The following is a 16,554-nucleotide window of genomic DNA, read 5'->3' as shown; positions in this document are numbered from 1 at the left end:
TTATCTGTAAAGCTATTTTTTATTGTTATTCCTTATTCATCATATCTGGTTTAGCAGACTGTTAAAAAAGGTACTTTGTATAGCCAAGTACTGTTAAGTGCGGTTAAGCATATTTATAGTGCCGTTAAAAGTGATAAAAAATGAGTTGGAAAATAGTTAAATCAGTAGATTTTGATATTAATTTGCCGGTGTGAAAAGATAAAACAAGAATTTTTGATAGAAAACATTTTAAAAACAAATAAAGTATGAAACGAATTTGGAAAAATGTAGCAATGGTTGTAGTCGTGGCTGCAATCAGTTCAGGTGCAGCAATAGGAACTAGTTCTTATTTGATGCAACAGAAAAATACTGAGGTCGTAAGTACAGGTGAGTTTGAAAATACATTTAAGCAACCGGTTCGTACGGTTGGTTATTCAGCTGTTGCAGCAGAAAATACAGACTTTACTATGGCAGCAGAGAGTGCTGTTCATGGTGTAGTTCATATTAAGGCAACAACAAATGCTCGTTCATCATCTGGTGGTGAAGGTTATTTTGATCCTTTTGAATATTTCTTTGGTTTCGGCGGTCGTGGAAATTTCCAGCGTCCTACACCTCAGCCAAAAGTTGGTTCTGGTTCCGGTGTTATAATTTCAACAGATGGATACATTATAACAAATAATCATGTGGTTGAAGGAGCAGATGAACTTGAAGTAACATTGAATGATAACCGTAAATTTGCTGCTAAACTTATAGGAACAGACCCTTCAACAGATATAGCTTTGATTAAGATTGAAGCAGAAAATCTTCCGACAATACCTTTCGGAAATTCTGAAAAACTGAAAGTTGGGGAGTGGGTTTTAGCTGTAGGTAACCCGTTTAATCTTACTTCAACAGTAACTGCAGGTATTGTTAGTGCTAAAGGTCGTGGTATTTCTGTTGGTGGTGATAAAACTAAAATTGAATCATTTATTCAGACAGATGCTGCTGTGAATCCGGGGAACAGTGGTGGAGCATTGGTGAATACTAAAGGTGAACTGGTTGGTATCAATACTGCTATTTATTCTGAAACAGGAAACTTTGCAGGATATTCATTTGCAGTTCCAATCAGTATCGCAGGAAAAGTAGCAAACGACTTGAAGCAGTATGGAACAGTTCAGAGAGCTGTACTGGGGGTTATGATGCGTAGCGTTGGTGATTTGGATGATATGCTAAGTTATCCGAACCTTCCTGAAGACTTGGAAAAAGATATAAAAGAGCTTAAGGAAATGGTTAAAGTCTCAGAAGGTGCATGTGTAAGTGATTTTGCTGAACGCAGTTCTGCTAAGGAAGCTGGTTTGGAAAGAGGCGATGTTATTATCGCGATAAATGATGTCAAAGTTAAAAATGCAAATGCCCTTCAGGAACAGATTAGTAAATATCGTCCTGGTGATAAAGTTCAGGTTAAAGTCAACAGAAAAGGAACAGAAAAAGTTTTCACTGTTGAGTTGAAAAATGCACAGGGAAGTACTAAAGTTGTAGAAAAGACAGATGGTACAGAAATGATGGGTGCAGCTTTCAAAGCATTGTCAGATAAGGAAAAACGTGAACTAGGTGTAAGCTATGGTATTGAGGTTACAGGACTTACAAGCGGAAAATTGAAAGATGCAGGAATCAAGAAAGGCTTTATAATTATGGTTGTAAATAATCAGAGAATAAAGACTCCTGAAGATTTCGAAAAGATAGTTGAAAATGCTTTGCAAGGACGTTCTGAAGATCAGGGCTTATTTATCAAAGGTTTTTACCCTAACGGACGAACTAAATATTATGCAATTGATTTGGCAGAATAAATATTATTCAAGTTTCGCAATCTTAACTTTCTGTTGAGAAGATAAAACAAGTTGACAAGAGTTTTTCCAAGTGTTAACTTGCAAGTTGAGCAACTTGCGAAACTTATGAAATATTTTAAACTGTTATAATTCGACTTAATATTGTGATGGTTTTTAAGTTGTAGCTATATCATTTGTAGATTTAGACTAAATTTTTGTTAAAAGATTAGAACAAGCTGAACATATATTCTGTTCAGCTTGTTCTCTTTATCAGAAAATAGTTAATTTTGCAACCTGTATTTTTCAATAAAATCGTTGGATGAGACAATTAAAGATAACTAAGTCCATTACCAATCGCGAAAGCGCTTCTTTGGATAAGTATCTTCAGGAAATCGGTCGTGAAGATCTTATTACTGTAGAAGAGGAAGTTGAATTGGCACAGGCCATCAAAAGAGGTGACCGTAGAGCGTTAGAGAAGTTGACAAGAGCCAACTTGCGTTTCGTAGTATCTGTGGCTAAACAGTATCAGAATCAGGGATTAAGTTTGCCAGACTTGATTAACGAAGGAAACTTAGGTCTGATTAAAGCTGCTGAGAAGTTTGATGAAACTCGTGGTTTTAAGTTTATTTCCTATGCTGTATGGTGGATTCGTCAGTCAATCCTGCAAGCTTTGGCAGAGCAGTCTCGTATTGTTCGCTTGCCTTTGAATCAGGTAGGTTCGCTTAACAAAATCAGTAAGGCGTTCTCTAAATTTGAGCAGGAAAACGAACGTCGTCCGTCTCCAGAGGAATTGGCAGATGAATTGGAAATCCCTGTAGATAAGATTTCCGATACTTTGAAAGTTTCAGGACGTCATATCTCAGTTGATGCTCCTTTTGTTGAAGGCGAAGACAACAGTTTGCTGGATGTGCTTGTGAACGATGATGCTCCAATTGCTGACCGATCGTTAATGAACGAATCATTGGCGAAGGAAATTGATAGAGCACTTGCTACACTGACCGAAAGAGAATGCGAAATTATCAAAATGTTTTTCGGTATTGGCTGTCAGGAGATGACATTGGAAGAGATTGGCGACAAATTCGGACTCACACGTGAGCGCGTCCGCCAGATCAAGGAAAAAGCAATCAGAAGATTAAGACAAGGTACTCGTAGCAAGCTTTTGAAATCTTATTTAGGTTAACTCTTTGTGAAAAAGAGTGTTTTTTGAAAGAATTATTAGGCTTTCTTCTCTGTTATTGTGAGTTGAAAGCCTAACTTTTTTATAAGGTTTATAGGAAAATAGTATATTTGCATCGAAATATAGATTATTTAAAAATTATTCCATGACAACACGACGTAATTTCTTAAGAACGGGAGCAGCTTCTGTTGCAGGTTTGCTTGCCGGAAAAGATTTGTATGCAACAGTAACTTCAATCGACAAGACTACTACCGCAAATTTCTTTGCTGAAACACAAAGTGCAACCAATTTTAAATGTAAACGTCCGGCTCTTTCTGCACGTAAATTCACTTCTGAAGCAGTAGAAAAGAAAATAGCTGCAGTGAAATCACGTATCAAAGACCAGAAACTTGCCTGGATGTTTGAAAACTGTTATCCTAACACATTGGATACAACATGTGAGCATAAGATGAAAGACGGAAAACCTGATACATTTGTTATTACAGGTGATATCCACGCAATGTGGCTGCGCGATTCTTCTGCTCAGGTTTATCCATATGTAGTTTTGGCTAAAGAAGATAAGAAATTGCAGACAATGCTTGAAGGTGTTATCCGCCGTCAGACAGACTGTATTCTTATCGACCCATATGCAAACGGCTTTAATGAAGGTCCGACTGGCAGTGAGTGGGAAAGCGACCATACTGACATGAAAAAAGAACTTCATGAACGTAAATGGGAAATTGATTCACTTTGTTATCCTATCCGTCTGGCTTATCATTATTGGAAAGAAACAGGAGATACAACTCCGTTTGACGATAAATGGGTGAAAGCAATTGAAACAATATATTCTACTTTTATCGAGCAGCAGCGTAAAGACGGTCTTGGTCCTTATAAATTTACACGTACAACCAACCGTCAGGGAGATACATTGCTCAACGACGGATATGGAAGTCCTGTTAATCCTGTTGGATTGATTGTTTCTTCATTCCGTCCGTCTGATGATGCTTCATTGTTCGGATTCCTTATTCCTTCAAACTTCTTTGCTGTGACATCTCTTCGTCAGGCTTCTGAAATGTTGATAACAATAAAGAATAATTCTGCATTGGCTGAGAAATGTGAAGCTTTGGCAAAAGAAGTTGAGGCTGCAATTAAGAAATATGCAATCGTAGATCATCCAAAATTCGGTAAGATTTATGCATTCGAAGTAGATGGTTTCGGTAGCGTAAACTTGATGGATGATGCTAACGTGCCTAGCCTTCTTGCTTTGCCGTTCCTTGGTTGTATTGATGTTAATGATCCGATTTATCAAAATACACGTAATTTCGTGTTGAGTACTTCTAATCCATATTTCTTCAAAGGAAAAGCAGGAGAGGGAATTGGCGGTCCTCATATCGGTTTTGACTTTGTATGGCCTATGAGTATTGTTATGCGTGCGCATACTTCACAGGATGAAAAAGAAATCAGAACATGTATTGAGATGCTTCGCGATACAGACGCTGATACTGGATTTATGCATGAATCATTCCATAAGGATGATCCTAAGAAGTTTACACGTTCATGGTTTGCCTGGGCAAATACATTGTTCGGAGAATTGATTATCCGTTTGCAGTCTGAAGGTAAATTGAAAGATTTGCTAGGGTAAAATCTGAAAGAGAGAATCACAAAAATAGATTCGTATATATTGTAATTTAGGGTCGGACCTAAATTGTATTGGGGCCGTATATATTTGGATTTACTTCCGGATATATGCGGCCTTGTTTTATATTGTATTCATTTATAAAGCAGAATGCTTCACTTTTTTATTTTACCTGCTTATAAATCGAAGAGTTTTATGTATTTTTGTCGAATGAAAAACAAATTAATTATCTGTAATATGAAATATATTTTTTCCTCATTGCTCATCTCTTTTGTGATGATTTTTGCTTTGGCGTCTGATTTGAGAGCACAGGAAGCAGAAACTATTGTTTTGATTGATACCGATATGGGTAAAGTTAAAGTTAAATTGTTTAATGATACGCCCAAACATCGTGATAATTTCATTAAGAATGTTAACGAAAAACTTTATGACGGTTTGCTCTTTCATCGCGTTATAAAACAGTTTATGATTCAGGCTGGCGATGTTAATTCAAAGGATGCCCCAATGGATAAACATCTGGGAGATGGTGATTTGGATTATACTATACCAGCGGAAATAGTTTATCCTAAATATTTTCATAAAGCGGGAATGCTTTGTGCTGCACGTACTGGCGATGACGTGAACCCTGAACGAGCATCATCTGCAACACAGTTCTATATTGTTACAGGTAAATTTTTTACCGAAATGGAATTGGAAAAGATGGAAAAGGAGAAGAATATAACCCTCACTCCGGAACAGAAACAGGCTTATATGCTTGAAGGCGGTGCTCCTCACCTTGACGGTAAGTATACTATTTTTGGCGAAGTGATAAGTGGAATGAAAACTGTCATGAAAATTCAGTTGGTTGAGACTAATGAGGATGACCGTCCGCTTAAGAATATTAAAATTAAATCGATGAAGATAGTCAAGAAGTGATTCTGTTGACAAAGCTTCAGAGATGAGTTGGCAAGTATTTTTCCCTCATAGACTTGTCAACTTGTCTCCTAATATATTAATCTAAAAAAACTATCATGACAAATTTATCTGAAACAAAAGTTGTTATGCATACAACTCTTGGAGATATAACATTGAAGTTATATAATGAAACTCCAAAACATCGTGACAATTTTCTTAAATTAGTTAATGACGGAACTTATAACGGACTTTTATTTCATAGAGTGATAAAGGAATTTATGGTTCAGGGTGGTGATGTGACATCAAAAGATGCACCTATGAACAAACAACTTGGAGCCGGAGATCTTGGTTACACTGTGCCGGCTGAGTTTGTTTATCCTAAATATTTCCATAAGAAAGGAGCTTTGTGTGCTGCACGTACAGGTGATGAGGTGAATCCTGAAAAGGCATCTTCAGCTTCACAGTTCTATATCGTGACAGGAAAGAAATATAGTGACAGTGAATTGAAGCAGATGGAAAAACAATTGGAGAATCGTCTGAAACAATCCATATTTGCTCGTTTGCAGGCAGAAAATAAGTCTAAGATTATGGAATTGTATCGTTCCGGAGACAAAGCTGAATTGGCAATTTTGCGTGACACCTTGATTGGCAAGACAGAACTTGAAGCTGAAAAACGTAAGGATGAAGCAAAACTTACAGAGGAACAGAAAGAAATCTACAAAACAGTAGGTGGCGTTCCTTTCCTAGACAATCAATACACTGTGTATGGTGAGGTTGTTGATGGAATGGAAGTTGTTGAGAAAATAGAGAAATCAAAAACTAACAGACAAGATCGTCCGACAGAAAACATTTCAATTATATCAGTTGAAGTGTTGGCACAGGAATAAATAACTTAAGTTTCGCAGGCTCAACTTACAGATAACAAGTTAACAAGGAGACAAGTTAACAAGGTTTTCAGATGATAAATTGTAAAGTTACAGTTGTTTTGACCTTGTCAACTTGTCTCTGAAGCCTTGCTGGCCTTTATGTTGAGCAACTTGCGAAACTTGAATAATATAATACATACATGAGTCACTACAAAGAAACTATTCGTCTTGGAGTGCCAATCATGCTTGGTCAGCTTGGAATAATTATTGTTGGTTTTGCCGACAATATAATGGTGGGTCACCACAGCACACAGGAGCTGGCAGCAGCCTCGTTTGTGAACAATTTCTTCAATTTGGCTTTTATTTTCGGAATGGGTTTTTCCTATGGACTTACTCCGATAATAGGTGGACTTTTCACACAGAAGAAGTTCTCTGAGATAGGAGGAGTGTTGAAAAACAGCCTTTTTATAAATTTGATTGTGGGCATTTTGTTGAGTATGTTCATGTTTTTGCTTCTTCTGAACATCGACTATCTCAATCAGCCTAAGGAATTGTATCCGTATATAATTCCTTATTACTGCCTTCAGTTGGTTTCTGTGATTTTCACAATGTTGTTCAACTCTTTCAAGCAGTTCAGCGACGGAACAACCGATACCGTCACACCAATGTGCATAATGCTGAGCGCTAATGTGCTGAACATTATTGGAAATTACATATTGATATATGGAAATTTCGGAGCTCCGGAAATGGGATTGACCGGTGCCGGTATATCAACACTGGCGAGCCGAATAATAACATTGCTGGCTTTTATATGGCTATTTACCCGCAAAGCAAAATATCGTAATTACTGGGAAGGTTTCAAACAGTCCAAAATCAACAGAAATTCTATTTCTCATCTTTGCAGACTCGGGCTGCCGGTTGGATTCCAGATGGGAGTTGAAACAGGTTCTTTCAGCCTTAGTGTGATAATGATAGGTTGGATTGGAAGTAATGCTCTTGCTGCTTATCAGATTGCAGGAGTAATAACTACTTTAGGATTTATGCTTTATTATGGTGTTGGAGCTGCCGTTACTATCCGTGTAAGCGGATTCAACGGGAAGGGAAGTAAGAGCGACATCCGTGAGGCTGCAAAAGCCGGATTGAATATAATAATGAGCAGTGCTATAGTATTTATTATATTCTTACTTATTTTCAGAACACAAATTGGCTATTTGTTCACTAGTGAAAAAGCAGTAGTGGACCTTGTTGCCCTATATTGCTGGTTCGTTATTCTTTATCAGTTTGGCGACGGACTTCAGATAGTTTTTGCAAATGCTCTTAGAGGTTTGACTGATGTTAAATATATGGCTCGAGCAGCTTTCTTCTGTCATATATGTCTAGCATTACCTATCGGATATATTTGTGGTTTTGTGCTGAACTGGGGCTCTGTGGGTGTGTGGTGCGGTTTTCCTGTGAGTTTGACAACTCTGGGACTTTTGCTGTGGCACCGTTTCAGACTTCTTACAAAATAAGAAAATTATATTATACGGAGATAGAAGGTTAAGTCTTTTATTTATAGACTATTCCTATCTCCGTATTTTTATTTGTAGTAACATGTAGGTTAACAAATCATACCTATTTATTTATCAAAATATACTATGCTTTGGAACAAATAAGCGTTTGTTCTTTAACATTTTATATGAAGTTTTGAATTATTGCATAATAATTTTGCACTGTTTCCAATGCGATAATTTTAATCATATAATATAAAAGAATGAAGAACTCACATTTTTATTTGTTGGCAAGTTTATTGTTAGCCTCATGTTCGTCATCGAACATCGAAAACATCGGAAATGGTATAGTTGTTAATGTTCCTGCTACCGATTCTACTTCAGCTCAGAAAGTACGCCTTGAAGTTTTGGGCGAAAAGCTTATTCATGTTTCTGCAACTCCGGATAAGCAATTTTCTACAGAAAAAAGTCTGGTTGTAATTCCTCAGGACAGAAAAGTTGAATATACAATAGAAGAGACAGACAAGAGTGTATCTTTAAAAACCTCTGAACTCATAGCAACTCTCTCAAAAAACACAGGTGAAATAAAATTCTTTGATAAGAATGGAAACGTAATTCTTGAGGAAGAACATGGCGGAGGAAGAACTTTCACCCCAATTGAAGTTGAAGGAACAAAAGGATATTCAATCCGTCAGGTATTTGAATCTCCGGATGATGAGGCTTTCTATGGCCTTGGACAGCATCAGGCAGACGAATTCAACTACAAAGGAAAAAATGAAGAGTTGTTTCAGTATAATACCAAAGTTTCTGTTCCTTTCATTGTTTCCAATAAGAATTACGGAATTTTGCTCGACAGCTATTCATTGTGCCGCTTCGGTAATCCTAATGACTATTCCCAGCTGAACAGACTGTTCAAATTATATGACAAAGAAGGAAAAGAAGGAAGTCTGACAGGAACATATGTGCCGGCAAGCGGTAATCCTCTGGTAAGAAGCGAAGATTCCATATATTTCGAAAATCTTAAAACCATAAAGAATTTCCCGGAAAATTTCCCTTTGATGGGTTCGCATGTCACATACGAAGGTGAAATAGAACCATCGGAAAGCGGTGAATACAAATTCATCCTTTACTATGCAGGTTATACAAAAGTTTATATTGATGGAAAACTAGTTGTTCCTGAACGCTGGCGCACGGCATGGAACCCGAACAGCTATAAATTCTCTGTAAACCTGGAAGCAGGTAAAAGAGTTCCTCTCAAAATTGACTGGAAACCGGATGGCGGCGTTTCCTATTGCGGTTTGCGTGCTTTGGCTCCGGTTTCTGCTGAAGAACAGGGACAGCAGTCATGGTGGAGCGAAATGAGCAAGCAGCTTGACTATTACTTCGTTGCCGGTGAAAATATGGATGAGGTAATCAGTGGTTACAGAACTCTTACAGGAAAAGCTCAGGTAATGCCAAAATGGGCGATGGGTTTCTGGCAAAGCCGTGAGAAATATCAGTCTCAGGAGCAGATTCTGGATGTTATGAATGAATTCCGTGAACGTCGCATTCCAATTGACAATATCGTACAGGACTGGTTCTATTGGAAAGAAGACCAGTGGGGAAGTCATGAGTTTGACCCTACTCGTTTCCCGGACCCTAAAGCTATGATAGACTCAATCCATGCTATGAATGCTCATTATATGATTTCTGTATGGCCTAAGTTCTATATGAATACAGAGCATTACAAGGAATTCGACAAGAACGGATGGATGTATCAGCAGGCAATCAAAGACAGCATTCGCGACTGGGTTGGTCCTGGTTATGTGGGTTCTTTCTATGATGCATACAGTGCTGATGCCCGTAAATTGTTCTGGAATCAGATGTACGAACATCTTTATCCTCTTGGAATAGATGCATGGTGGATGGATGCCAGCGAACCTAATGTGCGTGACTGTACGGATATGGATTACAGAAAAGCACTTTGCGGCCCGACAGCACTTGGCTCGTCAACAGAATATTTCAATGCATATGCTCTTATGAATGCTGAGGCTATTTATGACGGACAGCGCAGCGTTGATGACAACAAGCGTGTGTTCCTGCTTACACGTTCAGGTTTTGCCGGTTTGCAGAGATATTCAACAGCAACATGGAGTGGCGATATCGGAACAAGATGGGAAGATATGAAAGCCCAGATTTCAGCCGGATTGAACTTTGCCGTCAGTGGAATTCCATATTGGACAATGGATATTGGCGGATTCTGTGTGGAAAACAGATATGTTGATGGTCAGAATCAATGGGATAAAAATAAGGTTGAAACAGCCGACTATAAAGAATGGCGCGAGCTCAACACACGCTGGTATCAGTTCGGTGCTTTCGCTCCATTGTTCAGAGCTCACGGTCAGTTCCCGTTGAGAGAAGTATGGAATATTGCACCAGAAAACCATCCGGCATATAAATCAATCGTATATTACAACAAGCTGAGATATAACCTTATGCCATACGTTTATACAATGGCGGGAATGACTCATTTCAACGATTATACGATTATGCGTCCTCTTGTAATGGACTATGGCAAAGATACGAATGTGAACAATGTCGGAGACCAGTTCATGTTCGGCCCTTCAATCATGGTTTGCCCTGTATATGAATATCAGGCACGTGAAAGAGAAGTTTATCTTCCGGAAACAACAGGATGGTTTGATTTCTACACTGGCAAGGCTGTTCCTTCAGGAAAACAGACTGTTGATGCGCCGTATGAAAAGATACCTCTGTTCGTTCCGGAAGGAGCAATCATTCCGTTTGGTCCGGATTTGCAGTATTCCGACGAAAAACAACCTGAAAACATAATTCTTTATGTATATCAGGGCGCTGACGGTTCGTTTACTCTTTATGAAGACGAAGGTGTGAACTATAATTACGAAAAAGGAAAATATGCACAGATACCGTTTGAATATAATGACGAATCTAAGACTCTGAAAATAGGAAAACGCACCGGAAAATTTGACGGAATGCTTGAAAACCGTACCTTTACGGTTGTCACAGTGAGCAAGGACAAACCTCAACCTTTCAACCTGGAGGCAAAAGGCGTGACCGTTCACTATGACGGAAACGAACAAGTAATAAATTTATAAATGTTATGACGAAATCACTTCTTAGAATTTCCGTCTGTCTGCTTATGATTCTTCTTCTTTCCGGATGCGGGAAAGAAGAAGGACGCGAGCGGATAAATTTCGACCGGGACTGGACATTCCATCTCGGTGATGTTACGGATGCGGCATCTCCTTCGTTTGATGATTCCGATTGGAGAAAACTCTCCCTGCCTCACGACTGGGCAATTGAGGGAGATTTCAGTAAAGACAATCCTTCAGGTACAGGCGGTGGAGCGCTACCCGGAGGAATTGGTTGGTACAGAAAGGTGTTTGAAATTCACAAACAGGACCAGAATCGTAAACTCTATATCGACTTCGATGGAGTTTATATGAATTCTGAAGTATTTATCAACGGAAAACCTCTCGGTAAACGTCCATATGGCTATATTTCTTTCCGTTATGACCTTACTCCTTATATCCTTTGGGGCGAGAAGAATGTAATTGCCGTAAGAGTTGACAACAGCGAACAGCCAAACTCCAGATGGTATTCCGGATGTGGAATTTATCGCCACGTATGGCTTACTAAAGTAAATCCTCTTCATTTCGATTTGTGGGGAACATATGCTGTTGCTGAAGATGTTTCTTCTTCGAAGGCAACCATATCCGTATCTACAACAATACGCAATGATTTCGGAAAGTCAAAAGATTTCCGTCTTCTTACCCGCGTATTATCGAAAGATGGAAAAGAAGTAGCTTCTGCAGAATCTTCAGTAAATATTCTTTCAGAGTCAGATTCCACATGGCAACAGAAACTTGTAGTTGAAAATCCTACATTGTGGTCAATCGACTATCCTTATTTGTATGATATAGAATCCCGTATATTGGCGGGCAACGACACTGTTGACGTTTATCACACTCCATTTGGCATAAGAACATTCCGTTTTGATGTATCCAACGGATTCTATCTTAACGGCGAACATATGAAAATCAATGGAGTTTGCATGCACCACGATTTGGGATGTCTCGGAGCTGCAGTAAACACTAGAGCTCTGGAGCGTCAGCTCGAGATATTGAAAGAAATGGGATGCAACGGTATAAGATGCTCTCATAATCCACCTGCGCCTGAATTGCTAGACTTGTGCGACAAAATGGGATTCATTGTTATGGACGAGGCATTTGATATGTGGAGAAAGAAAAAGACTTCGCATGACTATTCCCGCTATTTCGACGAATGGCATGAGCGTGACCTTACAGATTTGATAAAGCGCGACCGTAATCATCCGTCCATTTTTATGTGGAGCATAGGAAATGAAGTCCTCGAACAATGGTCGCATGCAGATGCTGACACTCTTTCACTTGAAGAAGCTAATCTTATCCTGAACTTTGGTCATGACGCCAAGCAGCTTGCAAGTGAAGAAGGAAAGATGAGCGTGAATTCTCTGCTGTGTGCTAAGCTTGCTGGAATGGTCAAGAAACTTGACCCTACACGCCCTGTTACATCCGGATGCAATGAGCCGAATCCGAATAATCATCTTTTCCGCTCAGGAGCTCTTGATATTATTGGATATAACTATCATGATTCTTGGTTTAAGGATGTGCCGGAAAAATTCCCAGGCAAACCATTCCTGGTAACGGAAAGTGTTTCCGGACTTATGACGCGCGGCTACTATCGCATGCCGTCCGACAAGATGTATATCTGGCCAGACCGTTGGGACAAGCCTTTCTATGATGAATCACTTTCATGCTCGTCATACGACAATTGTCATGTTCCATGGGGAAATCATCACGAAGGTACATGGCATCTTGTAAAAAACAATCCGTTTATCAGTGGTCAGTACATATGGACTGGGTTTGATTATATCGGCGAACCTACACCTTACGGATGGCCGGCACGAAGCTCATATTTCGGAGTTATTGACCTTGCCGGATTTCCTAAGGATGTATATTATATGTATCAGTCCGAATGGACAGACAAGGACGTTCTCCATCTGTTCCCGCACTGGAATTGGAAAGAAGGGCAGAGCATAGATATGTGGGCATACTATAATAATGCTGATGAGGTTGAGTTATTTGTTAACGGTAAATCTCAGGGCGTACGCAAAAAAGGCGGTGACAAATATCATGCAGCATGGCGTGTGAAATATCAGCCTGGAACGGTTGAAGTGGTGGCTCGCAAATCCGGTAAAATTGTCCGTAAGAAACAAATCAACACTGCCGGCGAACCTGCAAAAATACGTCTTGTGGCTGACCGCAAGAATATCAGTGCTGATGGATATGATTTGAGTTTCGTGACAGTTGAGATTGTCGATAAAGACGGAAACTTATGCCCTTGGGCAGATAATCTTGTTCACTTCAATGTTGAAGGACCAGCTTTCATAGCCGGTGTTGACAATGGATGCCAGACGTCAATGGAACGATTCAAGGACAATAAGCGTAAAGCTTTCTACGGAAAATGCCTTGTTGTTATTCAGAATAATGGAAAGAGTGGTAATATTCGTCTGACTGCAAGTTCTGAAGGACTGCCGGATACAACTTGCTTGTTGCAAGCGGATATTAATTAATATTCAAAAATATACTTCCTTAATTTAAAACTGAGCCTTAGTTTTTATAAATCAAGCTTTAGTTTTAAGAATAAATAGTTACTTTCCTGATAATAATACATTATTTATTGCTTCTTTCAGACTATGTTTTGGCATTGCGCCCTGCGCCATCTGAGGAGTTCCGCTCATTGGAACGAACAACAGGCTTGGTACGCTTCTGATGCCGAAAACTGATGCCAATTCTTCTTCCTGGTCAACATTTACCTTGTAGATATCAACTTTTCCGTCATACTCTTCAGCAAGCTCGTCAAGGACAGGAGCCAGCATTTTACAAGGTCCGCACCATGTCGCATAGAAATCAATCAAAGCAGGTTTGTCTCCCAGGAATTTCCATTCCGATGGATTAGCTTCATAATTAGCCACTTTATTCAAGAACTCTGATTTTGTCAATTGGATTGTTTTCATATTATATTCTCCTATTTTTATTATTATTCTTATTTTTATTTTTCCCGGATTTCTTTATTTACCGTTTGCTTTATATTCTTTTATTACATCTTTATATAGTTGCTTGTTTTCCTTTCCGGTATCACAGTTTCCACATGCGCAACATGACAGATTAAGAATTGCCTGAAGCATCAGCAAAGCGCCCGGAAGAGCCAGTATATATTCTTTGCTCCAAAAGGCATAGGCGCTGATTGCTATTCCCAATGCCATACGAATTATGCGGACTGAATCCCAGTTTTTCAATAAGCTTTCCATATCTTGTTTTGATTTTGTTACACTGCAAAATTATATAACCACTTAATTGTCAACAACAGCTTTTTTCTATCTTTGTATAGATAAAATCTATATTGCTTATGACGCTTCAACAGATGGAATATATATTGGCGTTGGACAAATACCGCCATTTTGTACTTGCTGCCGAATCTTGCGGAGTGACTCAGCCAACTCTGAGCGCTATGATACAGAAACTGGAGGAGGAACTGGACGTAAAGATATTCAACCGTGACAAGAAAGGCATAACGCCAACTTCGGTAGGAGAGAAAATAATCCGCCAGGCAAGGATTGCCCTCAATGAATCAAACAGAATAAAGGAAGTTGTTGCCGATGAGGTGGGCACAATGAGTGGTTCGCTGCATATCGGGATAATTCCGACAATTGCCCCATATATCGTTCCGGATTTTATCTATCATTTCCGTAATGATTATCCGGAAATGAAACTTGTGGTTGATGAAAGAGCCAATAACACGCTCTTGAATGAGCTGAAATTCGGAAATATAGACATGGCAATAACAACATCGCCGGGAAGCGGTTCCGAGTTCCTGGAAATACCTATTTATATAGAACATTTTGTTGCTTATTTTTCAGAGAAATGCAATTCCGGCAGAAATTTGTTTGACGACGGAAATATTCCGACTGAACACATGTGGATTCTGAAAGAAGGTCATTGCATACAAGGTGACAGCTTCAGTTTTTGCAAAAATAAGGAGGAAGGAAATCACATATATGAAGCAGGAAGTATTGACACATTGGTGAGAATTGTGGACAGAAACGGAGGCTACACGATTATTCCTGAGTTGCATTTGGCATTTCTTACGGAACAGCAGAAAAAGAATACCAAAGTTCTAAGCAATCTGAAACAACCGGCGCAACGGTGCGTTTCGATACTGATAAAGGAAGATTTTGTACGTGAGCGTGTTCTGAATGCCGTGCGCGAAGTGATATCCAAAATCATACCTTCGTATATGATGGAGGAGAGATTCAGGAAATATAACATCAAATTAAGATAAAAAAGGCAGGCAGATGGATTTATGCCATGAAAATCCATCTGTCTGCGTCTGACATTTCCGGGCGGAAATAGAAACCTTCCCATTCGAAGGCCTTGAGCAATTCCGGATCGGATATTTTGTTTTTTATAATGAAGCGGCTCATTTGTCCGCGAAGCATTTTGGCATAAATCACCACAGTTTTAGGCTTCCCGTTTTTGTTTACTAGAAACTCAGGAGTGATAACTCTCACTTCTTTACAAACTTTTTTCCAGTCGAACGAAGGCTGAACATCTTTGCTGGCAAGATTCACAAGAATACCATCGTCATTCTTTATCTCGTCGATAAAACAATCTGTCTGTCTGTTTTTCCAGAAATTATAAAGAGAATCATCTTCAAGTTCCGGAAGTTTAACGTCATATTCCAGGCGATAAGGTCTGATTCCATCTAATGCACGGAGAAGTCCGTATGCTACGGATACGATTCTCAGATTATCCTGCGCGAACAGGAAATCTTCAGCCGTAAGGTCTTTTGGAGACATATTCTTGAAAACAACTCCAGTGTAAGCAAGTATGGCAGGAATATCTGCAACGTCTGGCGAAAAGAAAGAACGCAGCCTTTCCATACTTTCAAGAGCGAGCTTCGGACTTAATTTCAAAACAGACTTCAGCTCTTCTGCCGGAAATTTCAGCAATTCGCGGATAATCATATCCGCTTCGTTCTTGAATTGTGGAATTGTCACCGTCGGAGTCGTAGCCGAAGGAACAGAACTCATTGTCTTTGCCGGAGAAATCAGGAATTTCATATTATTAAATATTTAAGTTTCGCAAGCTACTCAACTTAAAAGTTAACAAGGTTTCAGAGACAAGTTAACAAGGTCAATTAACTTATCATTTTGTCAACTTGTTATCTGTGGAAGTTGAGCTTGCGAAACTTGAGTTATGTATATTTAGGCAATGCCTAAAAGTTCCACTTCGAAAATAAGAGTTGAGAAACCGGGAATAGGACCGGAAGTCCTTGTGCCATATCCCAGAGTGTAAGGAATATAAATAATCCATTTGTCACCAATGTGCATTTGTTGCAAGGCTTGTTGCCAACCTTCAATAACCTGGTTCAGGCGGAAAGCCTCAGGGCAATTTCTTTTGTATGAGTTGTCGAATTCTCTGCCGTTGATTAATGTTCCGCGATAGTGCACCGAAAAAACACTGCTCAAGGTCGGTGATTTTGTTCCGTTTCCTTCGTTTATTACTTTATACAATACGCCGCATGGCAGACTTTTTATATCTTCATTTGCGGCCAGTTCAGCGAGGAATTCCTCGTTCTTCAATTTATATTCTTCTTTTCTTGACAT

Annotated in this window: 13 protein-coding genes; 9 read left to right on the top strand and 4 right to left on the bottom strand. The window is 39.2% G+C overall.

The features are described 5' to 3' along the window. Positions 1-245: 245 nt before the first annotated feature. From ACYIAR_RS04655 to ACYIAR_RS04620, 8 genes are all read left to right on the top strand, one after another. A complete protein-coding gene (locus ACYIAR_RS04655) occupies positions 246-1,805 on the top strand; it encodes a Do family serine endopeptidase (protein WP_480332399.1) in 1,560 nt (519 codons plus the stop codon). Between the two features lie 298 nt (positions 1,806-2,103). Next, entirely contained in the window at positions 2,104-2,964 is an 861-nt protein-coding gene (locus tag ACYIAR_RS04650; RefSeq protein WP_480332397.1) for a sigma-70 family RNA polymerase sigma factor, read from the top strand. Between the two features lie 142 nt (positions 2,965-3,106). Continuing rightward, positions 3,107-4,582 (top strand): glycoside hydrolase family 125 protein, encoded by a 1,476-nt coding sequence (locus tag ACYIAR_RS04645; RefSeq protein WP_480332395.1) that lies wholly within the window; start codon positions 3,107-3,109, stop codon positions 4,580-4,582. Positions 4,583-4,852: 270 nt separating this feature from the next. After that, complete coding sequence (locus ACYIAR_RS04640; RefSeq protein ID WP_480333554.1) at positions 4,853-5,491, top strand: peptidylprolyl isomerase; 639 nt, start codon at positions 4,853-4,855, stop codon at positions 5,489-5,491. A 95-nt stretch (positions 5,492-5,586) separates the two neighbouring features. Beyond that, complete coding sequence (locus ACYIAR_RS04635) at positions 5,587-6,357, top strand: peptidylprolyl isomerase (protein WP_480332393.1); 771 nt, start codon at positions 5,587-5,589, stop codon at positions 6,355-6,357. Between the two features lie 179 nt (positions 6,358-6,536). After that, complete coding sequence (locus ACYIAR_RS04630; protein ID WP_480332391.1) at positions 6,537-7,847, top strand: MATE family efflux transporter; 1,311 nt, start codon at positions 6,537-6,539, stop codon at positions 7,845-7,847. A 242-nt stretch (positions 7,848-8,089) separates the two neighbouring features. Further along, on the top strand, positions 8,090-10,939 hold the full coding sequence (locus tag ACYIAR_RS04625; RefSeq protein ID WP_480332389.1) for a TIM-barrel domain-containing protein: 2,850 nt from the start codon (positions 8,090-8,092) through the stop codon (positions 10,937-10,939). A 5-nt stretch (positions 10,940-10,944) separates the two neighbouring features. Then, the gene (locus ACYIAR_RS04620; RefSeq protein WP_480332387.1) at positions 10,945-13,458 is read left to right on the top strand and encodes a glycoside hydrolase family 2 TIM barrel-domain containing protein; all 2,514 of its coding nucleotides are present in this window, start codon (positions 10,945-10,947) and stop codon (positions 13,456-13,458) included. Positions 13,459-13,536: 78 nt separating this feature from the next. On the opposite strand, the gene trxA is transcribed toward ACYIAR_RS04620, so the two are convergent. Both trxA and ACYIAR_RS04610 read right to left on the bottom strand, forming a co-directional pair. Continuing rightward, positions 13,537-13,902, bottom strand: a complete 366-nt coding sequence (gene trxA, locus ACYIAR_RS04615; RefSeq protein ID WP_480332385.1) for a thioredoxin — start codon at positions 13,900-13,902, stop codon at positions 13,537-13,539. A gap of 54 nt (positions 13,903-13,956) precedes the next feature. Next, positions 13,957-14,196 (bottom strand): hypothetical protein, encoded by a 240-nt coding sequence (locus ACYIAR_RS04610; RefSeq protein WP_480332383.1) that lies wholly within the window; start codon positions 14,194-14,196, stop codon positions 13,957-13,959. A 98-nt stretch (positions 14,197-14,294) separates the two neighbouring features. On the opposite strand from ACYIAR_RS04610, the gene ACYIAR_RS04605 reads away from it, so the two are divergent. After that, a complete protein-coding gene (locus ACYIAR_RS04605; protein WP_480332381.1) occupies positions 14,295-15,227 on the top strand; it encodes a LysR substrate-binding domain-containing protein in 933 nt (310 codons plus the stop codon). A gap of 19 nt (positions 15,228-15,246) precedes the next feature. On the opposite strand, the gene ACYIAR_RS04600 is transcribed toward ACYIAR_RS04605, so the two are convergent. Further along, entirely contained in the window at positions 15,247-16,008 is a 762-nt protein-coding gene (locus ACYIAR_RS04600; RefSeq protein WP_480332379.1) for a YaaA family protein, read from the bottom strand. Between the two features lie 144 nt (positions 16,009-16,152). Continuing rightward, complete coding sequence (gene bamJ / locus ACYIAR_RS04595; RefSeq protein ID WP_480332377.1) at positions 16,153-16,554, bottom strand: BamJ family beta-barrel-assembly machinery protein; 402 nt, start codon at positions 16,552-16,554, stop codon at positions 16,153-16,155.

The sequence above is a fragment of the Parabacteroides sp. KHUB-01 genome (assembly GCF_056640935.1).
The sequence above is the reverse complement of the archived record's forward strand: the minus strand, read 5'-3'. Positions and strand labels throughout refer to the sequence as shown.

What these genes read in the sequence shown, in the direction of transcription:
- ACYIAR_RS04620 (WP_480332387.1), top strand. Translation starts at nt 10,945, where the DNA reads ATGACGAAATCACTTCTTAGAATTTCCGTCTGTCTGCTTATGATTCTT.
- ACYIAR_RS04605 (WP_480332381.1), top strand. Translation starts at nt 14,295, where the DNA reads ATGACGCTTCAACAGATGGAATATATATTGGCGTTGGACAAATACCGC.
- ACYIAR_RS04640 (WP_480333554.1), top strand. Translation starts at nt 4,853, where the DNA reads ATGATTTTTGCTTTGGCGTCTGATTTGAGAGCACAGGAAGCAGAAACT.
- ACYIAR_RS04645 (WP_480332395.1), top strand. Translation starts at nt 3,107, where the DNA reads ATGACAACACGACGTAATTTCTTAAGAACGGGAGCAGCTTCTGTTGCA.
- ACYIAR_RS04630 (WP_480332391.1), top strand. Translation starts at nt 6,537, where the DNA reads ATGAGTCACTACAAAGAAACTATTCGTCTTGGAGTGCCAATCATGCTT.
- ACYIAR_RS04655 (WP_480332399.1), top strand. Translation starts at nt 246, where the DNA reads ATGAAACGAATTTGGAAAAATGTAGCAATGGTTGTAGTCGTGGCTGCA.
- ACYIAR_RS04610 (WP_480332383.1), bottom strand. Translation starts at nt 14,196, where the DNA reads ATGGAAAGCTTATTGAAAAACTGGGATTCAGTCCGCATAATTCGTATG.
- ACYIAR_RS04650 (WP_480332397.1), top strand. Translation starts at nt 2,104, where the DNA reads ATGAGACAATTAAAGATAACTAAGTCCATTACCAATCGCGAAAGCGCT.
- trxA (WP_480332385.1), bottom strand. Translation starts at nt 13,902, where the DNA reads ATGAAAACAATCCAATTGACAAAATCAGAGTTCTTGAATAAAGTGGCT.
- ACYIAR_RS04625 (WP_480332389.1), top strand. Translation starts at nt 8,090, where the DNA reads ATGAAGAACTCACATTTTTATTTGTTGGCAAGTTTATTGTTAGCCTCA.
- bamJ (WP_480332377.1), bottom strand. Translation starts at nt 16,554, where the DNA reads ATGTCAAGAAAAGAAGAATATAAATTGAAGAACGAGGAATTCCTCGCT.
- ACYIAR_RS04600 (WP_480332379.1), bottom strand. Translation starts at nt 16,008, where the DNA reads ATGAAATTCCTGATTTCTCCGGCAAAGACAATGAGTTCTGTTCCTTCG.
- ACYIAR_RS04635 (WP_480332393.1), top strand. Translation starts at nt 5,587, where the DNA reads ATGACAAATTTATCTGAAACAAAAGTTGTTATGCATACAACTCTTGGA.